Source organism: Variovorax soli (assembly GCF_031454625.1).
Classification (GTDB): Bacteria; Pseudomonadota; Gammaproteobacteria; order Burkholderiales; family Burkholderiaceae_C; genus Variovorax; species Variovorax soli_A.
Window position 1 is genome coordinate 184,340 of the sequence record NZ_JAVDRF010000008.1, and the last position, 22,671, is coordinate 207,010.

Consider the following 22,671-nt stretch of genomic DNA (forward strand, 5'->3'; position numbering starts at 1 on the left):
TTTCACGCTGTCCGGCTCTTCGCTTTCCCGGGGCCGGGATCTGCACAACACCGGGAAGCACCTTGAGGAGACATTCATGAAGATTCGCTACACAGCGCTGGCACTGGCAGCGGCAGCGCTCGCCATGCAGAGCGCCTGGGCCGGTGAGGCCGAGGCCAAGAAATGGATCGACAGCGAATTCCAGCCGTCGACGCTGAACAAGGACCAGCAGGCCGCGGAGATGAAATGGTTCATCGACGCCGCGAAGAAGTTGCAGGCCAAGGGCGTGCGCGAAATCTCGGTGGTGTCGGAAACGATCACCACGCACGAGTACGAGTCGAAGACGCTGGCCAAGGCCTTCGAGGAGATCACCGGCATCAAGGTGAAGCACGACATCATCCAGGAAGGCGACGTGGTCGAGAAGCTGCAGACCTCGATGCAGTCGGGCAAGTCGATCTACGACGGCTGGATCTCCGACTCCGACCTGATCGGCACCCACTACCGCTACGGCAAGATCCTGTCCCTCACCGACTACATGGCCGGTGCCGGCAAGGAATGGACGAACCCGGGCCTCGACGTCAAGGACTTCATCGGCACCAGCTTCACGACCGCACCGGACGGCCAGCTCTACCAGTTGCCCGACCAGCAGTTTGCCAACCTGTACTGGTTCCGCGCCGACCTGTTCGCGCGCCAGGACCTCAAGGACAAGTTCAAGGCCAAGTACGGCTACGAGCTGGGTGTGCCGCTGAACTGGAGTGCCTACGAGGACATCGCCGAGTTCTTCAGCGTCGACGTGAAGAACATCGACGGCAAGCCGATCTACGGCCACATGGACTACGGCAAGAAGGACCCCTCGCTGGGCTGGCGCTTCACCGACGCGTGGCTCTCCATGGCCGGCACCGCCGACAAGGGCATTCCCAACGGCATGCCGATCGACGAATGGGGCATCAAGGTCGCGGCCGACAAGTGCACGCCGGTGGGCGCCAGCGTGGCGCGCGGCGGCGCCACCAACTCGCCGGCAGCGGTTTACGCCCTGACCAAGTACATCGACTGGATGAAGAAGTACGCGCCCAAGGAGGCCACCGGCATGACCTTCGGCGAAGCCGGGCCGGTGCCTGCGCAGGGCCAGATCGCGCAGCAGATCTTCTGGTACACCGCCTTCACCGCCGACATGACCAAGCCGGGCCTGCCGGTGGTGAACGCCGACGGCTCGCCCAAGTGGCGCATGGCGCCCGGCCCGAACGGCCCGTACTGGAAGCAGGGCATGCAGAACGGCTACCAGGACGTGGGCTCGTGGACCTTCTTCAAGGCCCATGATCCCAACAAGACGGCGGCTGCGTGGCTCTACGCGCAGTTCGTGACGTCCAAGACCGTCTCGGCCAAGAAGAGCGTGGTGGGCCTGACCTTCATCCGCGAGAGCGACATCCAGCACGACTACTTCACGCAGAACGCCAACAAGTACGGCGGCTTGATCGAGTTCTACCGCAGCCCGGCACGCGTGGCGTGGACGCCCACCGGCACCAACGTGCCCGACTACCCCAAGCTCGCGCAGCTCTGGTGGAAGAACGTGGCCGAAGCCGTCACCGGCGAGAAGACGCCGCAGAAGGCGATGGACAACCTGGCCGAGGAGATGGACAACGTGATGGCCCGCCTGGAGCGTGCCGGCATGGCCAAGTGCGCGCCCAAGCTCGCGCCCAAGGGCGATCCGGCCAAGATGCTGAGCGACGAGCACGCGCCGTGGAAGAAGCTTGCGAACGAGAAGCCGAAGGGCGAAACCATCGACTACAACAAGCTGCTGACCGCGTGGAAGGAAGGCAAGGCGCGCTGAGCGTCCGGCCGGCTTCGAAAGGGCTGCTGTGCGATGGGGCACAGCAGCCCTTTTGCTTTGGAGGGTCAGCCGGCCGCGCCCTGCGCGGCCTCGGCGTCACGCAGCCTTGCGCACGTCTGCCTGATCAGGGCTCCATCGCGGCGCGAACCTCGCGCCCCAGTTCGATCACCGACATCGCGTAATAGCTGCTCCAGTTGTAGCGCGTGATCACGTAGAAGTTCTGCGTGCCCGCCACGTAGCTGGGCGCGTCGGCGCCGTTCTGGAGCTCGACGAGCGCCAGCAGACCCGCGTGCCGCAGCGCCTCGCCTTCGAGCACCGCGCCGCCGGCCACGAAGCTGTCGGCGCTGAAGCTGGGGAGGATGTCGGGCGCGAGCAGGACGTCCTTCTTGAGCCGCGCCTCGTCGAAGGCCACCGGGTAGATGGGCGGCACGCCCGGCTGCCAGCCGAAGGCCTTGAAGTAGCTGGCCACCGAGCCGATCACGTCGCTCGGGTTGTTGACCAGATCGATGCGGCCGTCGCCGTCGAAGTCGATGGCGTACTTGGCGATGCTGCTGGGCATGAACTGCGGCATGCCCATGGCGCCGGCGTAGCTGCCGAGCGGCACCATCGGGTTCTCGGCGGTGCGGCTCTCGGTGCTCAGAAAGCTTTCGAGTTCGCTGCGGAAGAAGGCCTGGCGCTCGGCCGCGCGCGGATGGCCCTGTGGGAAGTCGAAGGACAGGGTGGCCAGCGCATCGATCACGCGGAAGTTGCCCATGTTGCGCCCATAGATGGTCTCGACGCCGACGATGCCGACGATGATCTCCGCCGGCACGCCGTACTCGGCTTCGGCCCGCGCCAGCGCGGCAGCGTTGGCCTGCCAGAAGCGCACGCCGGCGGCGATGCGCACCGGGTCGATGAAGCGGCTGCGGTAGACGCGCCAGTTCTTCGCGGTGCCGCGCGGCGCCGGCAGCATCAGCCGCGGCACGTTGGGCAGCAGGCGCGCGCCGCCGATGGTGGCGCGCACCCAGGCGCGGTCGAGGTTGCGACGCGCGGCCACGTCGTCGGCGAACTGCATCGCATCCTCGCGCGTGGCGTAAGGCGTTTCGCCGCGCGCCACTTTCTGGGCGGAGGCGGGAAGCGCGGGGAGGGCGGCGCCCAGCAGGACGAGGGCCAGGGAGAAGGCGGTCGGGAGAAGGCGTCGCATGGGTGGCGATTGTGCCGTCCGTGCGCGGATGCCCGGCGCACGACACAGGTGGTTTCAGCGCGGCCAGCTCAGGCGGCGGAACTCGGCGCGCAGGGCCGCCAGCGTGGGGCCGGGCGTCGCTGCGTAGCGCTGTGCCTCGAGGCGCAGCAGCCAGTCCTGCGCGGCCTGCGCGCCGCTGCCGAAGCGCTCGGCGAGATGCTTCGCCATCTGGCGGGGCGGCGTGCCCTCGGGCAGCTCGATGCCGGCTTGCCCGAGCCGCGTGCGCGCCTGGCCCAGCAGCCGCAGCCACGGATCGTGCTGGCTGCGCTCCCACAGCGTCCAGCCCGCGCCCGCCAGGCTGGCCAGCACCACCAGCGCCAGCAGCACGGTCGCCAGGTCCTGCAGGCTGGGCGCCTCGAAGCCCAGGTTCTTCAGCAGGTCGAGCTGGCGGCTCTGGGTGTAGTTGAGCACCCACTGGTTCCAGCCGTTGTTCAGTGCCTCCCAGGCGGCGCGCAGGTTCTGCACCAGCGTGGGATTCATGGCGACCATCGCGCCGGCGAACAGGCCGGCCCGCGGCACCAGGCGCTGGAACTGGCCGACGCGGTCCGGCGAGACGGCGCCGGTGGGGTCGACGCGCACCCAGCCCACGTTGTCCTGCCAGACCTCGGCCCAGGCATGGGCGTCGCTGTGCCGCAGCGTCCAGTAGTTGTCCACGCCGTTGATCTCGCCGCCCTGGTAGCCGGTCACGATGCGTGCCGGGATGTCGAGCGCGCGCATCAGCACCACGAAGGCCGAGGCGATGTGCTCGCAGAAGCCGGCCTTCCGGTCGAACCAGAATTCGTCGGCCGTGTGCTCGCCGTAGACGCCGGGCTCCAGCGTGTAGCTGTAGCCGCCGGTGCGCAGCCGCTGCAGTACCGCCTGCACGAAGGCGCTGCTGTTCGCGCCGGCGAGGGCGGGGTCGCTCTTCATGAGCGCCGCCAGGGCGATGGTGCGCGGATTGCTGCCTGGCGGCAGCGCGACGTAGGGCCGCAGGCCGGCGCTGCGGCGCTGCGGTCCGCTCTGGAACTGCGTGTAGCTTTCGGCGCGGTAGCGCACCAGGTCGCTGATCGGCCGGTTCGCCAGCCATTGCAGGTCGGCCGTGCCGAACAGCTCGTAGCCAACCAGCTCGGGCTTGAGAGGCGTGGCGTCGAGCGTCAGCAGCCAGGGGCGGTTGCTCGGCTCCAGCGTGACCTCGTAGCCGATGGGCTCGCCCTGCACGCGCAGGTTCTGCGCGTTGCCGCGCGACAGCAGCGGCGCGGCCGTCCATTCGCGGCCGTCGAAATGCGACAGCACCGGTCCGCGGAAATACATGTCGCGCTGCGCCGGCACGCGGTCGCCGTCGAACTTGATGCGCGCGGCAACGCCGTCGTCGAGCGCCAGCTGCGCGATGCTGCCCACGCGCATCGTGTTCGACAGGCCGCTGCGCCCGACCATGGCGTCGCCCGGCGTGCCCCAGAGCGGCGCCATGCGCGGGAAGAGCAGGAACAGCACCAGCATGATCGGCGCGCCGAGCAGCGCCATCCAGCCGGCGGTGCGCGCCGCCAGCATCAGGGGCGGCCGGCCGACCGGCATGTGGGCATTGACCAGCGCGGTCAGCAAGCCCAGCAGCGCCAGCAGCATGGCAAAGGCGGTGGGCAGCGACTGCGAGTAGAAGAAGTTCGTGAGCATCGTGAAGAAGCCCAGGAAGAAGACCACGAAGGCATCGCGCCGCGCGCGCAGCTCCAGTGTCTTGAGCGCCAGCAGGACCACGATCAGCGTCACGCCGGCATCGCGGCCCAGGAGCGTTCGGTGGGTGGCATAGGTCACGAGCAGCGTGACCGCGAGCAGCCCGACGCGCCACCACTTGCTGGGCAGCGGGCGGGCCTGCACCGCCAGGCTGCCGCGCCAGAGCAGGACGACGGCGGCCAGGGCGCTGCACCACCAGGGGATGTTGGGGAGCTGGGGCAGCAGGATGAGCGCGATCACGCCCAGCAGGAAGAGCGTGTCCCTGGCTTCGCGGGGCAGGGCCTGGAGCTTGAGGGCGGCCTTCATGCCATCAGCACAACGCCAGGACTTCCAGGCAACGCCGCTTGTGCGCCTCGCCTTGCGACGGCGCCACGATCCGCCCCAGGACACGCAACCCGTAATCCACGCCCAGCCGGTCCGCCATCAGCACCCACGCGCAGAGGCGCGACAGCCGCGCCTCCGGATCGGCCAGGCCCGTGGCCTGCGCATCCAGCCATAGGTCCTGCCGCTGCGCCTGCTGGGTGTCGCGGCTCACGAGGTCCTCGGAGCCCACGGCCTGCGCCTGTGCGGCGCGCTTCCAGACCACCAGCTTCAGCGGATCGCCGCGCCGGTAGGCACGCACCCCGTCGTACTCGCCGGCCACGCTGGCGCGCAGCGCCGAGGAGGCGGCCTGCCCGGCCAGCGGCTCGCCCGGCGGCAGCGGCGGCGGGTGCGCTTCGGGGGCGGGATAGACCAGCACCTGCGAGGCCGGCCGCCACACCGTCCAGACGCGGAAGGTGCCCAGCGGGAAGCGGGTCTCGGCCGTCAGCGTGGGTGCCGGATGCAGCCCGCGGCGATCCGGCTTGAACGCGACCTCGACCGTGGCGCTGCCTTGCGCGGGCACGTCGCTCCACGACCATTGCCCGCTGTGATGCACGGCCAGCCCGATGCCGTAGCGCGTGCTGCGCCGGGTGTTGTTGAGCACGACGCGCAGCACCGCCGCCGCGCCCGCGTACTGCGGATCGGGCGCCATCAGCCGCAACCCCAGCCCGCGCAGCGTGCCATGGCACACGTGCATGCCGACCGCCACGCTGCCGGCCAGCAGGAAGGTCAGCAGGTAGCCCAGGTTGAGCTGGTAGTTGATCGAGCCGACCAGCAGCAGCAGCAGCGTGGCGCCGAGCATCCAGCCGGCCGGCGAAGGCACGATGTAGACATTGCGCTGGGTCAGCTCCAGCGTGTCGGAGGGCGGGCGGCGCGACAGGAACCAGCCGTCGATGCGCGAACGCAGCACCGTGGTCATGGCAAGGGAACGGCGGCGACCATGGCGCGCACCTGCTCGACCGCACCGCGCCCTGCATCGCCGATCGGCGTGAGCCGGTGCGCGATGGTCTGCGGCAGCACGGCCTGCACGTCGTCGGGCGCCACGTAGTCGCGGTTGGCCAGCAGCGCCTGCGCCTTGGCCGCGCGCAGCACCGCGATGCCGGCGCGCGGCGACAGCCCCTGCAGGAACCAGCGGCCCGATCGTGTCGCCGCGATCAGGTCCTGCACGTAGTTCAGAAGCGGCTCGGCCGCGTGTACCTGCAAGACGCGCTGCTGCAACGCGGTGAGCTCGCCGGCGGTCAGCAGGGCCGGCAGGCCGGCCAGCATTTCTCGGCGGTCGGCGCCGGCGAGCAGCTCGCGCTCGGCGGCGCGGTCGGGGTAGCCCAGCGAGATGCGCATCAGGAAACGGTCCAGTTGCGATTCGGGCAGCGAGAAGGTGCCGAGCTGGTCGTTCGGGTTCTGCGTCGCGATCACGAAGAAGGGCGAGGGCAGGGGGCGGGTCTCGCCCTCGACCGTGACCTGCTTCTCCTCCATCGCCTCGAGCAGCGCGCTCTGGGTCTTGGGGCTGGCGCGATTGATCTCGTCGGCCAGGAGCACCTGGGCGAAGATCGGCCCGGGATGGAAGACGAAGGCCTGCTGCTCGCGGTCGTAGATCGCCACGCCGGACAGGTCGCCCGGCATCAGGTCCGCCGTGAACTGCACGCGCGAGAACTGCAGCCCGAAGGTGTGCGACAAGGCATGGGCCAGGGTGGTCTTGCCGACCCCCGGCACATCCTCGATCAGCAAGTGGCCGCCGGCCAGCAGGCAGGCCACGCAATCGCGCACCTGCGCCTCTTTGCCCACGATCACCGTGTTAAGCTGGCCGAGCAAACTGGCGAGCTTCGCGGCGACGTCCATTTTTGTATCCATATGCAAACAATACCGTAAGCCTTGCGGCCCCATCCCGCGTGAGGCTACGACGCGAGTCGATCATGGGCAAAACCGGCTATTTCATCCACCGCGATTGCTGGAAGCACGAGATGGGCCCCGGCCATCCCGAATGCCCCCAGCGTCTCGACGCCATCGAAGACAGGCTGCTGGTCACCGGCGTGGCCGACGCGCTCGAACGCTGCGAGGTGCCGCTGGCCACGCTGGCCCAGATCACGCGGGCCCACAGCGTCGCCCACATGGAGCACCTGGAGGCACTGAACGATCGTTTGGTCGCCGACGAGCCGGCCGGCGGCCCGTGCTATGCGGCGATCGATCCCGACACCACGCTCTGCCGCTCGACCGTGCTCGCGGCCCGCCGCGCCGCCGGTGCGGCCGTCGCAGCGACCGATGCGGTGATCTCCGGCGCTCTCGAAAACGCCTTCTGCGCCGTGCGTCCGCCCGGCCACCATGCCTGCCACGACCGGGCCATGGGCTTCTGCTTCATCAACAACGTCGCCGTCGGCGTGCGCCATGCGATCGAGGCGCATGGCCTGGAGCGCGTGGCGATCGTCGACTTCGACGTGCACCACGGCAACGGCACCGAAGACATCTTCAGCAACGATCCGCGGGTGCTGATGGTGAGCTTCTTCCAGCACCCCTTCTATCCCTACAGCGGCGCGGACCATCCCGCGCCCAACATGCTTAACCTCCCCGTGCCGGCGTACACCAAGGGCATGGACGTGCGTGAGCTGATCGAGGCCTGCTGGATGCCGCGGCTGGAGGAATTCAAGCCGCAGATGATCTTCGTGAGCGCGGGCTTCGACGCCCACCGCGACGATGACCTGGGCCAGCTGAGGCTCAACGAGAGCGATTTCGCCTGGATCACCGAGCGCATCCGCGAGGTGGCGCGGCGCCACGCCAAGGGACGCATCGTCTCGATGCTGGAGGGCGGCTACAACCTCGATGCACTGGCCGCGAGCGTCGAGGCGCACGTGCGGGCGCTGGCAGAGCTCTAGTTCGCAGGCTGATGAATTTCGAGGATTTCGCGCAACGCCTGGGGCAGATCCACGCCCGCAGCCTGTGGATCGAAATTGCCGCGCTGATCGCCTGCGTGGCAGTGGCGTGGGGCGTCTGCCGCTGGTTCGGCCGCGACCAGCCCAGGGACTCGATCTGGTTCGGCGAGCACACCTACGACGGCCTGCTGTTCCCGCTGCTGGCGCTGCTGCTGACCGACCTCGCGCGGCGTTTCGTGCTGGATTTCCAGACGGTGCTGGTGCTGCGCATCGCGGTGTCGGTGTTCCTGTCGCTGGCGGCGATCCGGCTGGTCGCGCGCGTGCTGCGGGCCGTCTTCCCGAGCTCGGCGCTGGTCCGGCTGGTGGAGCGCACCGTCTCCTGGCTGGCCTGGATCGCCGCGGTGCTGTGGATCGTCGGCCTGCTGCCGGCGGTGCTGGCCGAGCTCGACAGGATCACGCTTTCCTTCGGCAAGAACCAGGTCAGCCTGCGCACCATCCTCGAAGGCACCCTGTCGGCGGGGGTCGTGCTGGTGATCGCGTTGTGGATCGCGTCCACCCTCGAGAAGCGCGTCCTGCGCACGGCAGTCACCGACCTGTCGATGCGCAAGGTGGCCTCGAATGCCATCCGCGCCTTCCTGCTGCTGATCGGCTTGCTGTTCGCGCTGTCGGCCGTGGGCGTGGACCTGACCGCGCTCTCGGTGCTGGGCGGCGCGCTCGGCGTGGGCCTGGGCTTCGGCCTTCAGAAGCTCGCGGCCAACTACGTGAGCGGCTTCGTGATCCTGCTGGAGCGCTCGATCCGCATCGGCGACAACGTCAAGGTCGACGGCTTCGAGGGCCGCGTCACCGACATCAAGACCCGCTACACGCTGGTGCGGCAGGGCAACGGGCGCGAGTCGATCGTGCCCAACGAGTCGCTGATCACGAACCGGGTGGAGAACCTCTCGGTGTCCGATCTCAAGTTCAACCTGACGACCAGCATCATCGTCGGCTACGAGAGCGACGCGGCACAGGTGCAGGCCATCCTGTGCGAGGCCGCCGCCGCACAGCCGCGCGTGCTCGGCGATCCGGCGCCGGTCGCCTTCCTGACGAACTTCGCGCACGACGGGCTGGAGTTCACGCTCAACTTCTGGATCGCCGATCCGGACAAGGGCAAGGACAACGTGCGCTCGCCCATCAACGTCGCCATCCTCGAGGGACTGCGCAAGGCCAAGATCGACATCCCCTATCCGCAGCGCGTGCTGCGCGTCGAATCGTTACCACCTCGCGTGCCGCCCACCGGCGAAGCTCGCCTATAATCGCAAAAAAGCACGACCGTTCTTTTTCTTGCGCCCAGGCATCGCCTGATTGAAATGAACAGCTCGCGCGGAGGCCGGCGCCTAAAATCTTCGGTTCCTCTGCACCCCCCCCGGTTTCGCAATTCAATGGAGTCAAGCCAATGAAGGTCCTGGTCCCCGTCAAGCGGGTCGTCGATTACAACGTCAAGGTGCGCGTCAAGAGCGACGGCACCGGAGTCGACATCGCCAACGTCAAGATGAGCATGAACCCCTTCGACGAAATCGCCGTCGAAGAGGCGGTAAGGCTCAAGGAGAAGGGCGTTGCCACCGAGATCATCGCCGTGTCCTGCGGCGAGGCGAAGTGCCAGGAGACCCTGCGTACCGCCATGGCCATCGGCGCCGACCGCGGCATCCTGGTGGAGACGACGGAAGAACTCCAGCCCCTGGCCGTCGCCAAGCTGCTGAAGGCCCTGGTCGACAAGGAAGCTCCCCAGCTCATCATCCTGGGCAAGCAGGCCATCGACGACGATGCCAACCAGACCGGGCAGATGCTCGCCGCGCTCGCCGATCTGCCGCAAGCCACCTTCGCCTCCAAGGTCGAGGTCGAAGGCGACAAGGTCAAGGTCACCCGCGAAGTCGATGGCGGCCTGGAAACCATCTCCCTCACGCTGCCCGCGGTCATCACCACCGACCTGCGCCTGAACGAGCCGCGCTACGTCACCTTGCCCAACATCATGAAGGCCAAGAAGAAGCAGCTCGACACCTTCAAGCCCGAGGACCTGGGCGTGGACGTCAAGCCGCGCCTGAAGACCCTCAAGGTCAGCGAGCCGCCCAAGCGCGGCGCCGGCATCAAGGTGCCCGACGTCGCCACGCTGGTGGACAAGCTCAAGAACGAAGCCAAGGTGATCTGAGGCCGCAAGGAAGACACGACATGACCGTACTCGTTATCGCAGAACACGACCACGCCACCGTCAAGCCGGCGACCCTCAACACCGTGACCGCGGCCATCGCCTGCGGCAGCGGCGATGTGCATGTGCTGGTGGCCGGCGCCAACGCCGCCGAAGCCGCGGCGGCCGCCGCCAAGATCGCCGGCGTGGCCAAGGTGATCGCCGCCGACAGCCCCAGCCTCGCCGAGAACCTGGCCGAGAACGTCGCCGCCCAGGTGCTCGCCATCGCCAAGAACTACAGCCACATCCTGTTCCCGGCCACCGCCAACGGGAAGAACGTCGCCCCGCGCGTGGCCGCCAAGCTCGACGTCGCGCAGATCAGCGACATCACCAAGGTCGACAGCCCCGATACGTTCGAGCGCCCCATCTACGCCGGCAATGCCATCGCCATCGTGCAGAGCAGCGATGCGATCAAGGTGGTCACCGTGCGCACCACCGGCTTCGACGCGGCCGCGGCCACGGGTGGCAGCGCCACCGTGGAGAACGCCGAAGGCGTGGCCGACTCGGGCAAGAGCAGCTTCGTCGGCCGCGAAGTCACCAAGAGCGAGCGCCCCGAGCTCACGGCGGCCAAGATCATCGTCTCGGGCGGCCGAGCCCTGGGCAGCGCCGAGAAGTTCACCGAGGTGATGGCGCCGCTGGCCGACAAGCTCAACGCGGGCCTGGGCGCGAGCCGCGCCGCCGTCGATGCGGGCTACGCCCCGAACGACTGGCAGGTCGGCCAGACCGGCAAGATCGTGGCGCCGCAGCTGTACATCGCCTGCGGCATCTCGGGCGCGATCCAGCACCTGGCCGGCATGAAGGATTCGAAGGTGATCGTGGCGATCAACAAGGACCCGGAGGCGCCGATCTTCAGCGTGGCCGACTACGGCCTCGAGGCCGATCTCTTCACGGCCGTGCCGGAACTCGTCAAGGCGCTCTGACCGCCTTCGCAGGACTGCCTATCGAAGAAGCCAGGGCATCGTTCGCGATGCCCTTTTCGTATCCGCCTCGCCCCCAGTCGCATTGGAGACAGCCATGAGCTACATCGCCCCCGTCAAGGACATGCTCTTCGACATCGAGCATCTCGCCGACATCGCGCAGGTTGCGCGCATGCCCGGCCTGGAGGACGCCGGCCTCGAGACCGCGCAGGCCGTGCTCGAGGAATGCGCGCGCTTCAACCAGGACGTGGTCGCGCCGCTCAACGTCGCGGGTGACAAGCATCCTTCGTCGTTCAAGGACGGCAAGGTGATGACCACGCCGGGCTTCAAGGAAGCCTTCGCGCAGTACGTGGCAGGCGGCTGGCAGGGGCTGCAGCATCCTGCCGAGTTCGGCGGCCAGGGCCTGCCCAAGACCATCGGCGCCGCCTGCGGCGAGATGCTCAACTCGGCCAACATGAGTTTCGCGCTGTGCCCGCTCCTGAGCGACGGCGCCATCGAGGCGCTGCTCACGGCCGGCTCCGACGAGCTCAAGGCGACCTACCTCGAGAAGCTGGTGAGCGGCCAGTGGACCGGCACCATGAACCTGACCGAGCCGCAGGCCGGCAGCGACCTCGCGATGGTGCGCAGCCGTGCCGAGCCGCAGCCCGATGGCACATACAAGGTTTTCGGCACCAAGATCTTCATCACCTACGGCGAGCACGACATGGCCGAGAACATCGTGCACCTCGTGCTGGCGCGCGTGGTCGGCGCGCCCGAGGGCGTGAAGGGCATCAGCCTGTTCGTGGTGCCCAAGTTCCTCGTCGGCAAGGACGGCTCGCTCGCCGCGCGCAACGACGTGCACTGCGTGAGCATCGAGCACAAGCTGGGCATCAAGGCATCGCCCACCGCCGTGCTGCAGTACGGCGACCACGGTGGCGCCATCGGCTACCTCGTGGGCGAAGAGAACCGCGGCCTCGAGTACATGTTCATCATGATGAACGCGGCGCGCTATGCCGTGGGCATGCAGGGCGTCGCGATCGCCGAGCGCGCGTACCAGCACGCAGTGGCCTACGCCAAGGACCGCGTGCAGAGCCGCCCGGTCGACGGCTCGATGAACGCCAGCGCGCCGATCATCCACCACCCCGACGTCAAGCGCATGCTGATGACGATGCGCGCCTACACCGAGGGCTGCCGCGCCATGGCGGCAGTGGCAGCGGCCGCCTACGATGCGGCGCATCACCATGCGGACGCCGACACGCGCAAGCAGAACCAGGCCTTCTACGAGTACATGGTGCCGCTGGTCAAAGGCTACAGCACCGAGATGAGCCTGGAGGTCGCATCGCTGGGCGTGCAGGTGCATGGCGGCATGGGGTTCATCGAGGAAACGGGTGCGGCGCAGTACCTGCGCGACGCCAGGATCCTCACGATCTACGAAGGCACGACCGCGATCCAGGCCAACGACCTGGTGGGCCGCAAGACCGCGCGCGACGGTGGCCAGGTCGCCAAGGCGATTGCAGGCCAGATCGAGAAGACGGAAGCCGAGCTCGCGAAACGCGACAGCGCGGCGGCGCAGGCCGTCGGCAAGCGCCTGAAGGCGGCGCGCGAGGCCTTCGTCGATGTGGTCGATTTTGTCGCGGGGCGCACCAAGGCTGCGCCGAATGCGGTGTTCGCGGGCAGCGTGCCCTACCTGATGCTGGCGGGCAACCTCGTCGCGGGCTGGCAGCTCGCGCGCTCGCTGCTGGTGGCCGAGGAACTCGCCAAGGCCGGCACCGACACCGCCTTCATGCAGGCCAAGATCGCCACGGCGCGGTTCTATGCCGAGCACATCCTCAACAAGGCGCCCGGCCTGCGCGACAGCATCGTCGACGGTGCCGAGAGCGTGACGGCGCTGGCGATCGACGCCTTCTGAAACCGGCCGTCGCTCCCGTTTTTCTCAACCTCAAGAGACGACCGACCATGTCCAATCTCCCCCCCGTGCTCGCCAACCTTCCGCTGCCGATCATCGGCTCGCCGCTGTTCATCATCAGCAACCCCAAGCTCGTGATCGCGCAATGCAAGGCCGGGGTGGTGGGATCGATGCCCGCGCTCAATGCACGGCCGGCCGCGCAGCTGGAGGACTGGCTGGCCGAGATCACCGAGGAACTCGCGGCCCATGACAAGGCGAACCCGGACCGGCCCGCGGCGCCCTTCGCGATCAACCAGATCGTGCACAAGAGCAACGACCGGCTCGAGCACGACATGGAGATGGTGGTGAAGTACAAGGTGCCGATCGTCATCACTTCGCTGGGCGCGCGCACCGACGTCAACGACGCGGTCCACAGCTACGGCGGCGTGACGCTGCACGACGTCATCAACAACGCCTTCGCCCACAAGGCGATCGAGAAGGGCGCGGACGGCATCATCGCGGTGGCGGCCGGCGCCGGCGGGCACGCGGGCATCAAGAGCCCCTTCGCGCTGGTGCAGGAGATCCGCCAGTGGTTCGACGGGCCCATCGCCCTGTCGGGTTCGATCGCCACCGGCGGCGCGGTGCTGGCGGCACAGGCCATGGGCGCCGACTTCGCCTACATCGGCACCGCCTTCATCGCCACCCAGGAGGCGCGCGCGAGCGAAGAGTACAAGCAGGCGATCGTCGCCGGCACGTCCGACGACATCGTCTACTCGAACCTCTTCACCGGCGTGCATGGCAACTACCTCGCGCCCAGCATCGTCGCCGCGGGCATGGACCCCGCCAACCTGCCGCAGGGCGAGCTCAAGACCATGGACTTCGGCGGCGGCGAGGGCAGCAAGGCCAAGGCCTGGAAGGACATCTGGGGCTCGGGGCAGGGCATCGGCGCCGTGACCGAGGTCGGGTCTGCAGCTGCCTTCGTCGAGAAGCTCAGGCGTGAGTACCAGGAAGCACGCCGACGCCTTGCCCTCTGAAGGAGGCGCAGGCGGCTCGGGCGGGCCGGATTCGTCCTTGCCCTCCGGGCCCGCCATCGGGTGCACGTCCGCCAGTCCCGTGACCGCAGCGCGCATGCCGCTGCTCGATGCGATGAAGGGGCTTGCCTGCGCGCTGATCGTGGGGCATCACCTCGCGCGCTACGGCCCATTGCCGGCCGGTGCCTCGGCGCTGGCGCCTGGGCTGTTCGAATGGCTGGCCCAGGACGGCCGGCTCGCCGTGCAGGTGTTCCTCGTGATCGCCGGTTTCCTGGCGGCGGGCAGCCTCGCGCCCGATGGCGTGCTGCGCATCGACCGCCCGATGCTGCGCGTGATGCAGCGCTATGCGAGGCTCGTCATGCCCTACCTGGCGGCACTCAGCATCAGCGTGCTGGCCGCCGCCCTGGTGCGGCCCTGGCTCATCGACGAGGTCGTGCCGCCGGTGCCCGGCATCGCGCAGCTGCTGGCGCACGGGCTGCTGCTGCAGGACCTGCTCGGCTACGAGGCGCTGTCCACCGGCGTGTGGTACGTGGCAATCGACTTCCAGCTCTTCGTGCTGGCGTTGTGGGCGATCGGCCTCTCGGAGCTGTTGCAGCGCCGCTGGGTACTGGATCCGAAGCGCGCGCGCTGGCTGGCGGTGGCCCTGGTGCTGGCGCTCGCTGTTTCCTCGCTCGCGGTGTTCAATCGCCATGCGGCGCTGGACAGCACCGCGTTGTATTTCTTCGGCGCTTACGGCCTGGGCATGCTCGTGTTCTGGATCGGCCGTGCCACGCGGCGCAGTACCTGGCAGTTCGCCGTGGCGCTGATGGTGCTGGTCGGCGCGGCGGCCCTGGCACTCGACTGGCGCAGCCGCATCGCCACCGCGCTGGTCACGGCGCTGCTGCTGGCCGTGGCGCAGCGCCGGGGGGGCCTGGCGCTGGGGGCCTGGCCGCCGCTGGTGCGGCTGGGGCGCATCTCGTACTCGCTGTTCCTGATCCACTTTCCGGTGCTGCTGCTGGTGAGCGCGGCGGTGGCGCGGCTGGCGCCGGCCGAACCCTGGGTCGACCTGTTCGGACTGCTGGCCACCTTCGCGCTGTCGATCGCGGCGGCGATGCTGCTGTACCGCTGGGTCGAATCGCGGCCGGCGACCTGGCGTGGCGTGCTGGCGCTGTTCGCCGGCCTGCTGGCCTGCGGGCTGATGGCTGCCTTGGGCTGAGCTCGCGCTGAAAATCGGCCCGCGCTCCCGCATCAGGCGCCGGCAAGCGCCTGCGCGTAGTGCGCCGAGAACCTGCGCGCCACGGAGTCCCAGTCGTAGCCCTTGGCCTTGCGCTGCGCGGCCTCCGACATTGCGGCACAGCGCGCTGCGTCGAGTCCGGTGAGCTCGCGGATGGTGGCCAGGTCCGCGGGGCCTCGCTCGAAGTCGAGGAAGAAGCCGTTGACGCCCCGCTCGACGAAGCCGTTGATCGGCGCAATGTCGCGGCACAGCACGATCTTGCCGGCCGCCATCGCCTCCAGGATACCCACGCCGAAGCCCTCGTACTCGGTGCCGGTGACGAACACGCTGCGCTGCTGCAGCTCGTGCATCAGCGCGGCGTCCTCGATGTAGGGATGCAGCCGGACCGAGGCATCGAGCTTCAGTGCGCTGATCTGGTTCTGCAGCGACCCGCGCAGCTGGTCGAAGTCCGGCCCGGCGATCAGCAGGTCGATCGCGATCCCGTGGTCGCGGGCCATCGCGACCGTGTCGATCACCGCGTCGATGCGCTTGTTGCGCGACCAGCGGCCCCAGTAGATCCATTTCGCCGGATCGGCCGTGCCGGTCAGCCGGCCCTGCTGGAACTTGGCGAAGGCAATGCCGTTGTCGCATTGCTCGACGCGGTCGGAGAAACGGCTGAAGTACGCGGTGTCCGACGCGCTGATCGCGAGGACCTTTCGGTAGCGCCGCAGCAGGGTGCGCATCAGCAGGCGCTCGTGCACCCACTTGATCGTCCCGTGCCGCGTCGTGTGGCGAAAGCCGCCGTGGGTGCTGAGCACGGCGGGGATGTGCCGGCACTGCAGCAGCACGTTCGCGGTCAGCATCATCAGCTGCGGATCGTGCACGTGCAGCAGGTCATAGCCGGCGGCGAGGCGGCCGAAATCGCGCGCATAGCCGACGAGGCGGTTGCCGACGACGGGCACGCGGTATACCTTCAGCCCGTCCATCTCGCTCATGGAAGCTTCGGACAGCTTGGCCGAGACGTGGGCCACGTCCACCTGCACGCCGTGGCTCGAGGTGCACTTGGCCAGCTCGCGGACCACGGACTCGATGCCGCCCACTTCGGGAAAGTAGGTCGGCGTGATGGAAAGAACTTTCAATTTGCGGCTCCGGTGCAGGGCGGTCACGTTGGCGCAATAGCTTAGCGGGTGCCGGCGAAGGGCTTTGGCGCGAAGATACCCAGGGCGGCGCGGCATCTTTTATGATTCAGGGAATTTCAGAAAGTACTGAAATTACACGAAATCCCGGCATGACTTCTCCCACCTCGACGGCCAGCCTGAAGCGCCTGGCACCTCCGCCGCGCGTGGCCAGCCTGCTCCAGGGCGCGGCCGCCTTGCTGTGGTTGCCGCAGGCCGCCTTGCTGGCCTGGGCGGTCGATGGGTTGGCGCAAGGCGAGGGCCTGCGCGCCGTGCTGTGGGCTGCGCTCGGGATCGTGCTGCTGGGGCTGATGCGCACGGTCTGCGAAGCCTGGGGCATGCGCCGCGTGTTCGCCGCCGCGCGATCGGCGCTCTCGGGCATTCGTGCGCAGGCCGCCGCGGCGCTGGCCGCGCACTCGCCGCTGGACCGCACGCGGCCGGCCTCCGGCCTGGCGGCCGGCACCATCGCGGAACAGGCCGAGGCGGTGGTGCCCTACCTGGTGCGCTACGCGCCGGCGCGCTGGCGCGCGACGGTCGTGCCGCTGCTGATCCTGCCGCTGGTCGCGGCCTATTCGTGGGTCGCGGCGGCGATCCTGCTGGTGGCGGCGCCGCTGATCCCGCTCTTCATGGCCATCGTCGGCTGGCGCGCCAGGGCGGCAAGCGAGGCGCACATGATCGAGGCCGGCGGCATGCAGGGCTTCCTGCTCGACCGCCTGCGCGGCCTGGCCAGCCTGCGCGCCCTCGGCGCCGTCGATGCGACCGCGCTGCGGCTGGGCGAGGCGGCCCAGGGGCTGCGCCGGCGCACGATGGCGGTGCTGCGCATCGCCTTCCTGTCCTCGGCCGTGCTGGAGCTGTTCTCAGCGCTGGGCGTCGCGATGGTGGCGGCCTATGTGGGCTTCCACCTGCTCGGCACCTTCGAGTTCGGCACCTGGGGCCGGCGCCTGAGCCTCGGCGAGGGCCTGTTCGTGCTGCTGCTGGCGCCGGCTTTCTTCGAGCCCCTGCGCGAGCTGTCGGCGGTCTGGCACGACCGGGCGGCCGGCGAAGCGGCGCTCGCGGCGCTCGAGAGGCTGGGGCAGGGCACCACGGCGCTGCCCGGCGCCGAGGCAAAGCTGGCCACCGAGGTCCGCAGCGCCGCCGGCGGCCCGCCGTCGGTGCGGCTGCGCGGGGTGCATCTCGCCCATCCAGGGGGCGGCACGGTCTTCGAAGGCCGCGACCTGCGCATCGCCGCCGGCGAGCACGTGGCGCTGACGGGCGCCAGCGGCTCGGGCAAGACAGCCTTGCTCAGCCTGGTCGCGGGCCTGCTGCCGGCGCAGCGGGGGCAAATCATGGTGGGCGGCGTTCTGCTCTCCGAGCGCACGGCGGCCGCACTGCGCCGGCGCATGGCCTGGATGGGCCAGAAGCCGCACGTGTTCGCCGGCTCGGTCGAGGCCAACGTCGCGCTGGGCCGCGCCGGCGTGCAGGCGGCGCAGGTCGAGGCCGCGATGCGCTTCGCCGCGCTCGACGCGGTGGCCCAGGCCCATCCGCGCGCCAGCCTGGGGGAGGGCGGCCGCGGCCTCTCGGGCGGCGAGGCGGCGCGGCTGGGGCTGGCGCGCCTGGCCGTGCATGCCGGGGCCGACTTGCTGCTGGTGGACGAGCCCACGGCCCATCTCGACACCGCGACCGCCGCGCGTGTGGCCGAGTCGCTGATCGCGCTGGCACGCGGCAAGACCCTGATCGTCGCCACCCATGACCCGGTGCTGGCCGCGCGCATGGACCGCGTGATCAGCCTCGATGCGATGCCCGCGCAGGAGGCCGCATGACCAGGCGCTGGCGCGAGCTGCAGAGGGTCTGGGCCCCGCTGCTGGCCGCCGAGCCGCGGCGGCTGGCCCTGGGCGCGGGGCTGGCCGCGCTCACCGTGCTGATGGGCATGGGCCTGCTGGGCCTGGCGGGCTGGTTCATTACCGCGACTGCGCTGGCCGGCCTGCACGCGGCCACCGCACTGGTCTTCGACGTGTTCATGCCTTCGGCCGGCATCCGGCTGCTGGCGTTGAGCCGCACCGCATCGCGCTACGGCGAGCGGCTGCTGACGCACGACGCCACCTTCGCGGTGCTGGCGGCGCTGCGCGTGCGCCTGTTCCGCGGCTGGGCCCGGCCCGATGCGGCGCGGCAGCTGCTCGCGCGACCGGCGCGGCTGCTGTTCCGGTTGAGCGCCGACGTCGACGCGCTGGAGTCCTTCTATCTGCGCCTGCTGGTGCCCGCCGGCGCGGCATTGGGGGCGGCGCTGATGGCCGGGCTGGTGCTCGGCGCCATGAATTCGTGGATCGGTCTGCTGCTGGCACTGTGGCTGCTCGGCGCCGGCTGGGGCATCGCGCTGGTGCTCGCGCGGCGCGCTCGGCCGGCCGCCGTGCGCCGGGCCCAGGCGACGGAAAGCCTGCGCGCACGGACCGCGGACCTCGTGGCCGGCCAGACCGAGTTGGTCATGGCCGGCCGCATCGAGGCCCAGTGCGAGGCCGTGGCCGCGGCCGACCGCCACCTGGCGGCAGCCGACCTGGTGCTCAACCGCCTCGAGGCCAACGCCGGCATCGCCTTTGGCATGGCGGGCACGCTGACCCTGGCGGCCGTGCTGCTCGCAGTCGGCCTGCTGGCGGACGAGGGAACGATCGGCACGCCCGCCGCAGCGCTGGGCCTGCTGGTGGCGCTGGGCGCCGTCGAGCCTTTCGCGGCCCTGCGCCGGGGCGCTCTCGAGGCCGGGAGGGCGTGGCTCGCGGCGCGGCGCCTGGCGCCGCACATGGCGGCCGGCCCCGAGCCCATGCCCGTTCCGGCCATGCCCGACGACGGCCTGGCCCTGCAGGCGCGCGCATTGACGCTGGTCCACCCCGGCAGCCGCCGGCCCGCGCTGCAGCGCAGTGCCTTCGCCGTCGCCGCCGGCGAGCGCGTGGCCGTGGTCGGCCCCAGCGGCGCCGGCAAGTCGACCCTGCTCGCGGCGGCAGCGGGCGAACTCGCGCCTGCGCAAGGCGAGCTGCGGGCCCTGCCGGCCTGCCTGCTGACGCAGCGCACCGACCTGTTCCAGGACAGCCTGCGCGACAACCTGCGCCTGGCCAACCCTTCGGCGGACGACGCGCGGCTGTGGTCCGTGCTGCAGGCGGCCGGCTTGGCCGACGAAGTGCGCGCGATGCCATCGGCCCTCGACAGCCGGCTGGGCGAAGGCGGCCTGGGCCTCTCGGGCGGCCAGTCGCGCCGGCTCGCGCTGGCCCGGCTGCTGCTGCGCGACGTCCCGTTCTGGTTGACCGACGAGCCCACCGAAGCGCTGGACACCGCCACTGCACACGACGTGCTGCTGCGGCTGCGGGCCCAGGCCGCGGGCCGGACGCTCCTGATCGCCACCCATCTGCGGCGCGAGGCCGCGCTGGCGGACCGGCTGCTCGTCTTGCACGCCGGCCGCATCGTGGCCGACCTGCGGCGCGGCACGGCGGCCTTCGAGGCCGCCCTGAGCGCCCTGCGGCCGGACTAGGAAACACAGGAAAGCAAAAGGAAGCCCCATGGACCTGGACATCGTTGCACTCTCCCGCCTGCAGTTCGCGCTGACGGCGCTCTACCACTTCCTGTTCGTGCCGCTGACCATCGGCCTGGCCGTGATCGTCGCCATCATGGAGACGGTTTACGTCATGACCGGGCGCACCATCTGGCGCGACATGACGAAGTTCTGGGGGCTGCTCTTCGGCATCAACTTCGCCATGGGCGTGGCCACCGGCGTCGTCATGGAGTTCCAGTTCGGCATGAACTGGAGCTACTACAGCCACTACGTGGGCGACGTGTTCGGCGCGCCGCTGGCCATCGAGGGGCTGATGGCCTTCTTCCTCGAAGCCACCTTCGTCGGCCTGTTCTTCTTCGGCTGGGACAAGCTCTCCAAGGTCGGGCACCTGATCACCACGTGGGCCGTGGCCATCGGCTCCAACTTCTCCGCGCTGTGGATCCTGATCGCCAACGGCTGGATGCAGAACCCCGTGGGCGCCGCCTTCAACCCGAAGACCATGCGCATGGAAGTGACCGACTTCTTCGCCGTGCTGACCAACCCGGTGGCGCAGGCCAAGTTCGTGCACACGGTGTCGGCGGGCTACACGGTGGCGGCCGTCTTCGTGCTGGGCGTGTCGGCCTGGTACGTGCTGCGCGGCCGGCATCTGCAGCTGGCCAAGCGCTCGATGACGGTGGCGGCCTCCTTCGGCCTCGCGGCCTCGCTGTCGGTCGTGGTGCTGGGCGACGAGAGCGGCTACCTCTCGACCGAGCACCAGAAGATGAAGCTCGCCGCCGTCGAGGCCATGTGGAAGACCGAGCCCGCGCCGGCCGCGTTCACCGCCTTCGGCTTTCCCGACAAGGAAGCCCGCGAGACGCACTTCGCGATCCACATTCCCGCCGTCATGGGCTTGATCGGCACCCGCTCGCTCACCACCGAGATTCCCGGCATCGACGACCTGGTGCATCGCGCCGAGCTCAACATCCGCGTCGGCATCTCGGCCTACGACGCGCTGCAGAAGATCCGCGAGGCCGGCAGCGATGCCGCAGTGCCGGACTCGGCGCGCAAGATCTTCGAGGACAACGGCCACGCGCTCGGCTATGCCCTGCTGCTCAAGCGCTACGTGGACGACCCGCGCAAGGCCACGCCCGACCAGGTCGCGCAGGCGGCGCTCGACACCATCCCGCCGGTGGCGCCGTTGTACTGGACCTTCCGCGTCATGGTCGGCCTGGGCATGTTCTTCATCCTGCTCACGGCCACCTTCTTCGTGCTGTCGGCGCGGCGCAAGCTCGATGCCCATCCTTGGCTGCTCAAGCTCGCGGTGCTGGCGATCCCGCTGCCCTGGATCGCGGCCGAGTGCGGCTGGATCGTGGCCGAGGTCGGCCGCCAGCCCTGGGTGATCGAGGGTGTGCTGCCCACCGCGGTGGCGGTGTCGAACCTGGGCGCCGGCACGGTGCTGCTCACCATCGCCGGCTTCACGCTGATCTACAGCGTGCTCTTCGTGATCGAGATGAAGCTCATGCTGAAGTCGATCCGCAAGGGCCCCGAGGCGCATCCGGTGCCGCCGCCGGCCACCTACCGCGCCGAGGCCGATCCGGAGCTGGCTGCGCTGCCCCACGCGCCGTTGGCTGCTGCCGACTGATTGGAGAAAACACATGATCCTTCACGAACTCATCGCCTACGAAACCCTGCGCCTGGTCTGGTGGCTGCTGCTCGGCGTGCTGCTGATCGGCTTCGCCGTCACCGACGGCTTCGACCTGGGCACCAACATGCTGCTGCCCTTCGCCGGCCGCAACGACCTCGAGCGCCGGGTGATCATCAACAGCGTCGGACCGGTGTGGGAAGGCAACCAGGTCTGGCTGATCCTTGGCGGCGGCGCGATCTTCGCGGCCTGGCCGCAGCTTTACGCGGTGTCCTTCTCGGGCTTCTACCTGGCGATGTTCGCGGTGCTGGTGCCGCTCATCCTGCGGCCCGTCGCCATCAAGTTCCGCAGCAAGCACGAGGATGCCGGCTGGCGTGCGCGCTGGGACTGGACGCTGTTCGTCACCGGCCTGGTGCCCTCGTTGATCTTCGGCGTGGCCATGGGCAACGTGCTGCAGGGCGTGCCCTTCCGGCTGGCGCCGGACATGCACATCTTCTACGAGGGCTCCTTCTTCGGGCTGCTCAATCCCTTCGCGCTGCTGTGCGGGCTCGTGTCGCTGGCCATGCTCGTCATGCACGGCAGCGCCTGGCTGCAGCTGAAGGCCGAGGGCGCGGTGGCCCAGCGCGCGCGCAGCTACGGCAGCGCGGCGGCGCTGCTCACGCTGGTGCTCTACGCCCTGGCGGGGCTGGTCCTGTGGTTCTGGATCGACGGCTATCGCGTGACCGGCGCGCTGCCCACAGGCGGCCCGTCGAACCCGCTGCTCAAGACGGCGGCCCATCAACCCGGCGCATGGTTCGCCAACTACGCGAGCCAGGCATGGCTGTGGGCCGTGCCCGGCATGGGGCTCGCGGGTGCGCTGCTGGCCTTCCTGGCCATGCGCATGCGACGCGCAGGCATTGCGCTGCTGGCCAGCGCGCTGGGCATCGCGGGCATCATCCTCAGCGTCGGCGTCTCGATGTTCCCCTTCATCCTGCCGTCGTCCTTCGACCCGCGCGCCAGCCTCACGGTGTGGGACTCCTCGTCGAGCCACCTGACGCTCTTCGTCATGCTGGTGGTCACCGCCATCTTCATCCCGCTCATCGTGGCCTACACCAGCTGGGTCTACAAGGTGCTGTGGGGCAAGGTCGATGCCGACGCCATCCGCGACGAGCGCGGCCACGCGTACTGAACGAATCGGATCAAAGG

At 69.4% G+C, this 22,671-nt stretch carries 17 protein-coding genes; 12 read left to right on the forward strand and 5 right to left on the reverse strand.

Translation table 11 applies throughout. From position 1 onward, the window contains the following. Positions 1 to 76: 76 nt before the first annotated feature. Positions 77 to 1,807 (forward strand): ABC transporter substrate-binding protein, encoded by a 1,731-nt coding sequence (locus J2739_RS18835; protein ID WP_309904382.1) that lies wholly within the window; start codon positions 77 to 79, stop codon positions 1,805 to 1,807. A gap of 124 nt (positions 1,808 to 1,931) precedes the next feature. On the opposite strand, the gene mltB is transcribed toward J2739_RS18835, so the two are convergent. From mltB to J2739_RS18855, 4 genes are read right to left on the reverse strand one after another with little or no spacing between them, the layout of a single operon-like run. Next, positions 1,932 to 2,990, reverse strand: coding sequence for a lytic murein transglycosylase B (gene mltB / locus J2739_RS18840; RefSeq protein WP_309904384.1), 1,059 nt, complete (start codon positions 2,988 to 2,990; stop codon positions 1,932 to 1,934). A 54-nt stretch (positions 2,991 to 3,044) separates the two neighbouring features. Next, on the reverse strand, positions 3,045 to 5,039 hold the full coding sequence (locus tag J2739_RS18845; protein ID WP_309904386.1) for a transglutaminase TgpA family protein: 1,995 nt from the start codon (positions 5,037 to 5,039) through the stop codon (positions 3,045 to 3,047). A gap of 4 nt (positions 5,040 to 5,043) precedes the next feature. Then, positions 5,044 to 6,012, reverse strand: coding sequence for a DUF58 domain-containing protein (locus tag J2739_RS18850; RefSeq protein WP_309904388.1), 969 nt, complete (start codon positions 6,010 to 6,012; stop codon positions 5,044 to 5,046). Beyond that, positions 6,009 to 6,929 (reverse strand): AAA family ATPase, encoded by a 921-nt coding sequence (locus J2739_RS18855; protein ID WP_309904390.1) that lies wholly within the window; start codon positions 6,927 to 6,929, stop codon positions 6,009 to 6,011. Before J2739_RS18855 ends, J2739_RS18850 begins: the two co-directional genes overlap by 4 nt. Before the next feature lie 74 nt (positions 6,930 to 7,003). On the opposite strand from J2739_RS18855, the gene J2739_RS18860 reads away from it, so the two are divergent. The 7 genes from J2739_RS18860 to J2739_RS18890 all read left to right on the forward strand — a co-directional run bounded on the left by J2739_RS18860 (position 7,004) and on the right by J2739_RS18890 (position 15,182). Next, positions 7,004 to 7,957: a histone deacetylase family protein gene (locus J2739_RS18860; RefSeq protein ID WP_309904392.1), complete on the forward strand. Its 954-nt coding sequence runs from the start codon at positions 7,004 to 7,006 to the stop codon at positions 7,955 to 7,957. Between the two features lie 11 nt (positions 7,958 to 7,968). After that, on the forward strand, positions 7,969 to 9,249 hold the full coding sequence (locus tag J2739_RS18865) for a mechanosensitive ion channel family protein (protein WP_309904394.1): 1,281 nt from the start codon (positions 7,969 to 7,971) through the stop codon (positions 9,247 to 9,249). A gap of 140 nt (positions 9,250 to 9,389) precedes the next feature. Continuing rightward, on the forward strand, positions 9,390 to 10,139 hold the full coding sequence (locus tag J2739_RS18870) for an electron transfer flavoprotein subunit beta/FixA family protein (protein WP_309904397.1): 750 nt from the start codon (positions 9,390 to 9,392) through the stop codon (positions 10,137 to 10,139). A gap of 20 nt (positions 10,140 to 10,159) precedes the next feature. Continuing rightward, positions 10,160 to 11,095: an electron transfer flavoprotein subunit alpha/FixB family protein gene (locus J2739_RS18875; RefSeq protein WP_309904399.1), complete on the forward strand. Its 936-nt coding sequence runs from the start codon at positions 10,160 to 10,162 to the stop codon at positions 11,093 to 11,095. A gap of 94 nt (positions 11,096 to 11,189) precedes the next feature. Next, complete coding sequence (locus J2739_RS18880) at positions 11,190 to 12,980, forward strand: acyl-CoA dehydrogenase (RefSeq protein WP_309904401.1); 1,791 nt, start codon at positions 11,190 to 11,192, stop codon at positions 12,978 to 12,980. 47 nt (positions 12,981 to 13,027) lie between these two features. Then, positions 13,028 to 13,990 carry an NAD(P)H-dependent flavin oxidoreductase gene (locus J2739_RS18885; protein ID WP_309904403.1) on the forward strand — a complete coding sequence of 321 codons (963 nt, stop codon included), beginning with the start codon at positions 13,028 to 13,030 and terminating at the stop codon, positions 13,988 to 13,990. Between the two features lie 94 nt (positions 13,991 to 14,084). Continuing rightward, a complete protein-coding gene (locus tag J2739_RS18890; protein WP_405053912.1) occupies positions 14,085 to 15,182 on the forward strand; it encodes an acyltransferase family protein in 1,098 nt (365 codons plus the stop codon). A gap of 32 nt (positions 15,183 to 15,214) precedes the next feature. Here J2739_RS18890 and J2739_RS18895 read toward each other — a convergent pair whose 3' ends face one another. Then, positions 15,215 to 16,318 carry a glycosyltransferase family 4 protein gene (locus J2739_RS18895; RefSeq protein ID WP_309904407.1) on the reverse strand — a complete coding sequence of 368 codons (1,104 nt, stop codon included), beginning with the start codon at positions 16,316 to 16,318 and terminating at the stop codon, positions 15,215 to 15,217. 149 nt (positions 16,319 to 16,467) lie between these two features. Here J2739_RS18895 and cydD point away from each other — a divergent pair, with 149 nt between their 5' ends. Genes cydD through cydB form a run of 4 tightly spaced genes read left to right on the forward strand, consistent with a single transcriptional unit; the run spans position 16,468 to position 22,654 of the window. Next, a complete protein-coding gene (gene cydD, locus J2739_RS18900) occupies positions 16,468 to 18,153 on the forward strand; it encodes a thiol reductant ABC exporter subunit CydD (protein WP_309904409.1) in 1,686 nt (561 codons plus the stop codon). Further along, positions 18,150 to 19,844, forward strand: a complete 1,695-nt coding sequence (locus J2739_RS18905) for an amino acid ABC transporter ATP-binding/permease protein (protein WP_309904410.1) — start codon at positions 18,150 to 18,152, stop codon at positions 19,842 to 19,844. Before cydD ends, J2739_RS18905 begins: the two co-directional genes overlap by 4 nt. A 28-nt stretch (positions 19,845 to 19,872) precedes the next feature. After that, positions 19,873 to 21,486, forward strand: a complete 1,614-nt coding sequence (locus J2739_RS18910; RefSeq protein ID WP_309904416.1) for a cytochrome ubiquinol oxidase subunit I — start codon at positions 19,873 to 19,875, stop codon at positions 21,484 to 21,486. Between the two features lie 13 nt (positions 21,487 to 21,499). After that, positions 21,500 to 22,654 (forward strand): cytochrome d ubiquinol oxidase subunit II, encoded by a 1,155-nt coding sequence (gene cydB, locus J2739_RS18915; protein WP_309904417.1) that lies wholly within the window; start codon positions 21,500 to 21,502, stop codon positions 22,652 to 22,654. Positions 22,655 to 22,671: the final 17 nt, after the last annotated feature.

What these genes read in the sequence shown, in the direction of transcription:
- J2739_RS18850 (WP_309904388.1), bottom strand. Translation starts at nt 6,012, where the DNA reads ATGACCACGGTGCTGCGTTCGCGCATCGACGGCTGGTTCCTGTCGCGC.
- J2739_RS18855 (WP_309904390.1), bottom strand. Translation starts at nt 6,929, where the DNA reads ATGGACGTCGCCGCGAAGCTCGCCAGTTTGCTCGGCCAGCTTAACACG.
- J2739_RS18905 (WP_309904410.1), top strand. Translation starts at nt 18,150, where the DNA reads ATGACCAGGCGCTGGCGCGAGCTGCAGAGGGTCTGGGCCCCGCTGCTG.
- cydB (WP_309904417.1), top strand. Translation starts at nt 21,500, where the DNA reads ATGATCCTTCACGAACTCATCGCCTACGAAACCCTGCGCCTGGTCTGG.
- mltB (WP_309904384.1), bottom strand. Translation starts at nt 2,990, where the DNA reads ATGCGACGCCTTCTCCCGACCGCCTTCTCCCTGGCCCTCGTCCTGCTG.
- cydD (WP_309904409.1), top strand. Translation starts at nt 16,468, where the DNA reads ATGACTTCTCCCACCTCGACGGCCAGCCTGAAGCGCCTGGCACCTCCG.
- J2739_RS18880 (WP_309904401.1), top strand. Translation starts at nt 11,190, where the DNA reads ATGAGCTACATCGCCCCCGTCAAGGACATGCTCTTCGACATCGAGCAT.
- J2739_RS18890 (WP_405053912.1), top strand. Translation starts at nt 14,085, where the DNA reads ATGCCGCTGCTCGATGCGATGAAGGGGCTTGCCTGCGCGCTGATCGTG.
- J2739_RS18865 (WP_309904394.1), top strand. Translation starts at nt 7,969, where the DNA reads ATGAATTTCGAGGATTTCGCGCAACGCCTGGGGCAGATCCACGCCCGC.
- J2739_RS18910 (WP_309904416.1), top strand. Translation starts at nt 19,873, where the DNA reads ATGGACCTGGACATCGTTGCACTCTCCCGCCTGCAGTTCGCGCTGACG.
- J2739_RS18875 (WP_309904399.1), top strand. Translation starts at nt 10,160, where the DNA reads ATGACCGTACTCGTTATCGCAGAACACGACCACGCCACCGTCAAGCCG.
- J2739_RS18885 (WP_309904403.1), top strand. Translation starts at nt 13,028, where the DNA reads ATGTCCAATCTCCCCCCCGTGCTCGCCAACCTTCCGCTGCCGATCATC.
- J2739_RS18835 (WP_309904382.1), top strand. Translation starts at nt 77, where the DNA reads ATGAAGATTCGCTACACAGCGCTGGCACTGGCAGCGGCAGCGCTCGCC.
- J2739_RS18845 (WP_309904386.1), bottom strand. Translation starts at nt 5,039, where the DNA reads ATGAAGGCCGCCCTCAAGCTCCAGGCCCTGCCCCGCGAAGCCAGGGAC.
- J2739_RS18870 (WP_309904397.1), top strand. Translation starts at nt 9,390, where the DNA reads ATGAAGGTCCTGGTCCCCGTCAAGCGGGTCGTCGATTACAACGTCAAG.
- J2739_RS18860 (WP_309904392.1), top strand. Translation starts at nt 7,004, where the DNA reads ATGGGCAAAACCGGCTATTTCATCCACCGCGATTGCTGGAAGCACGAG.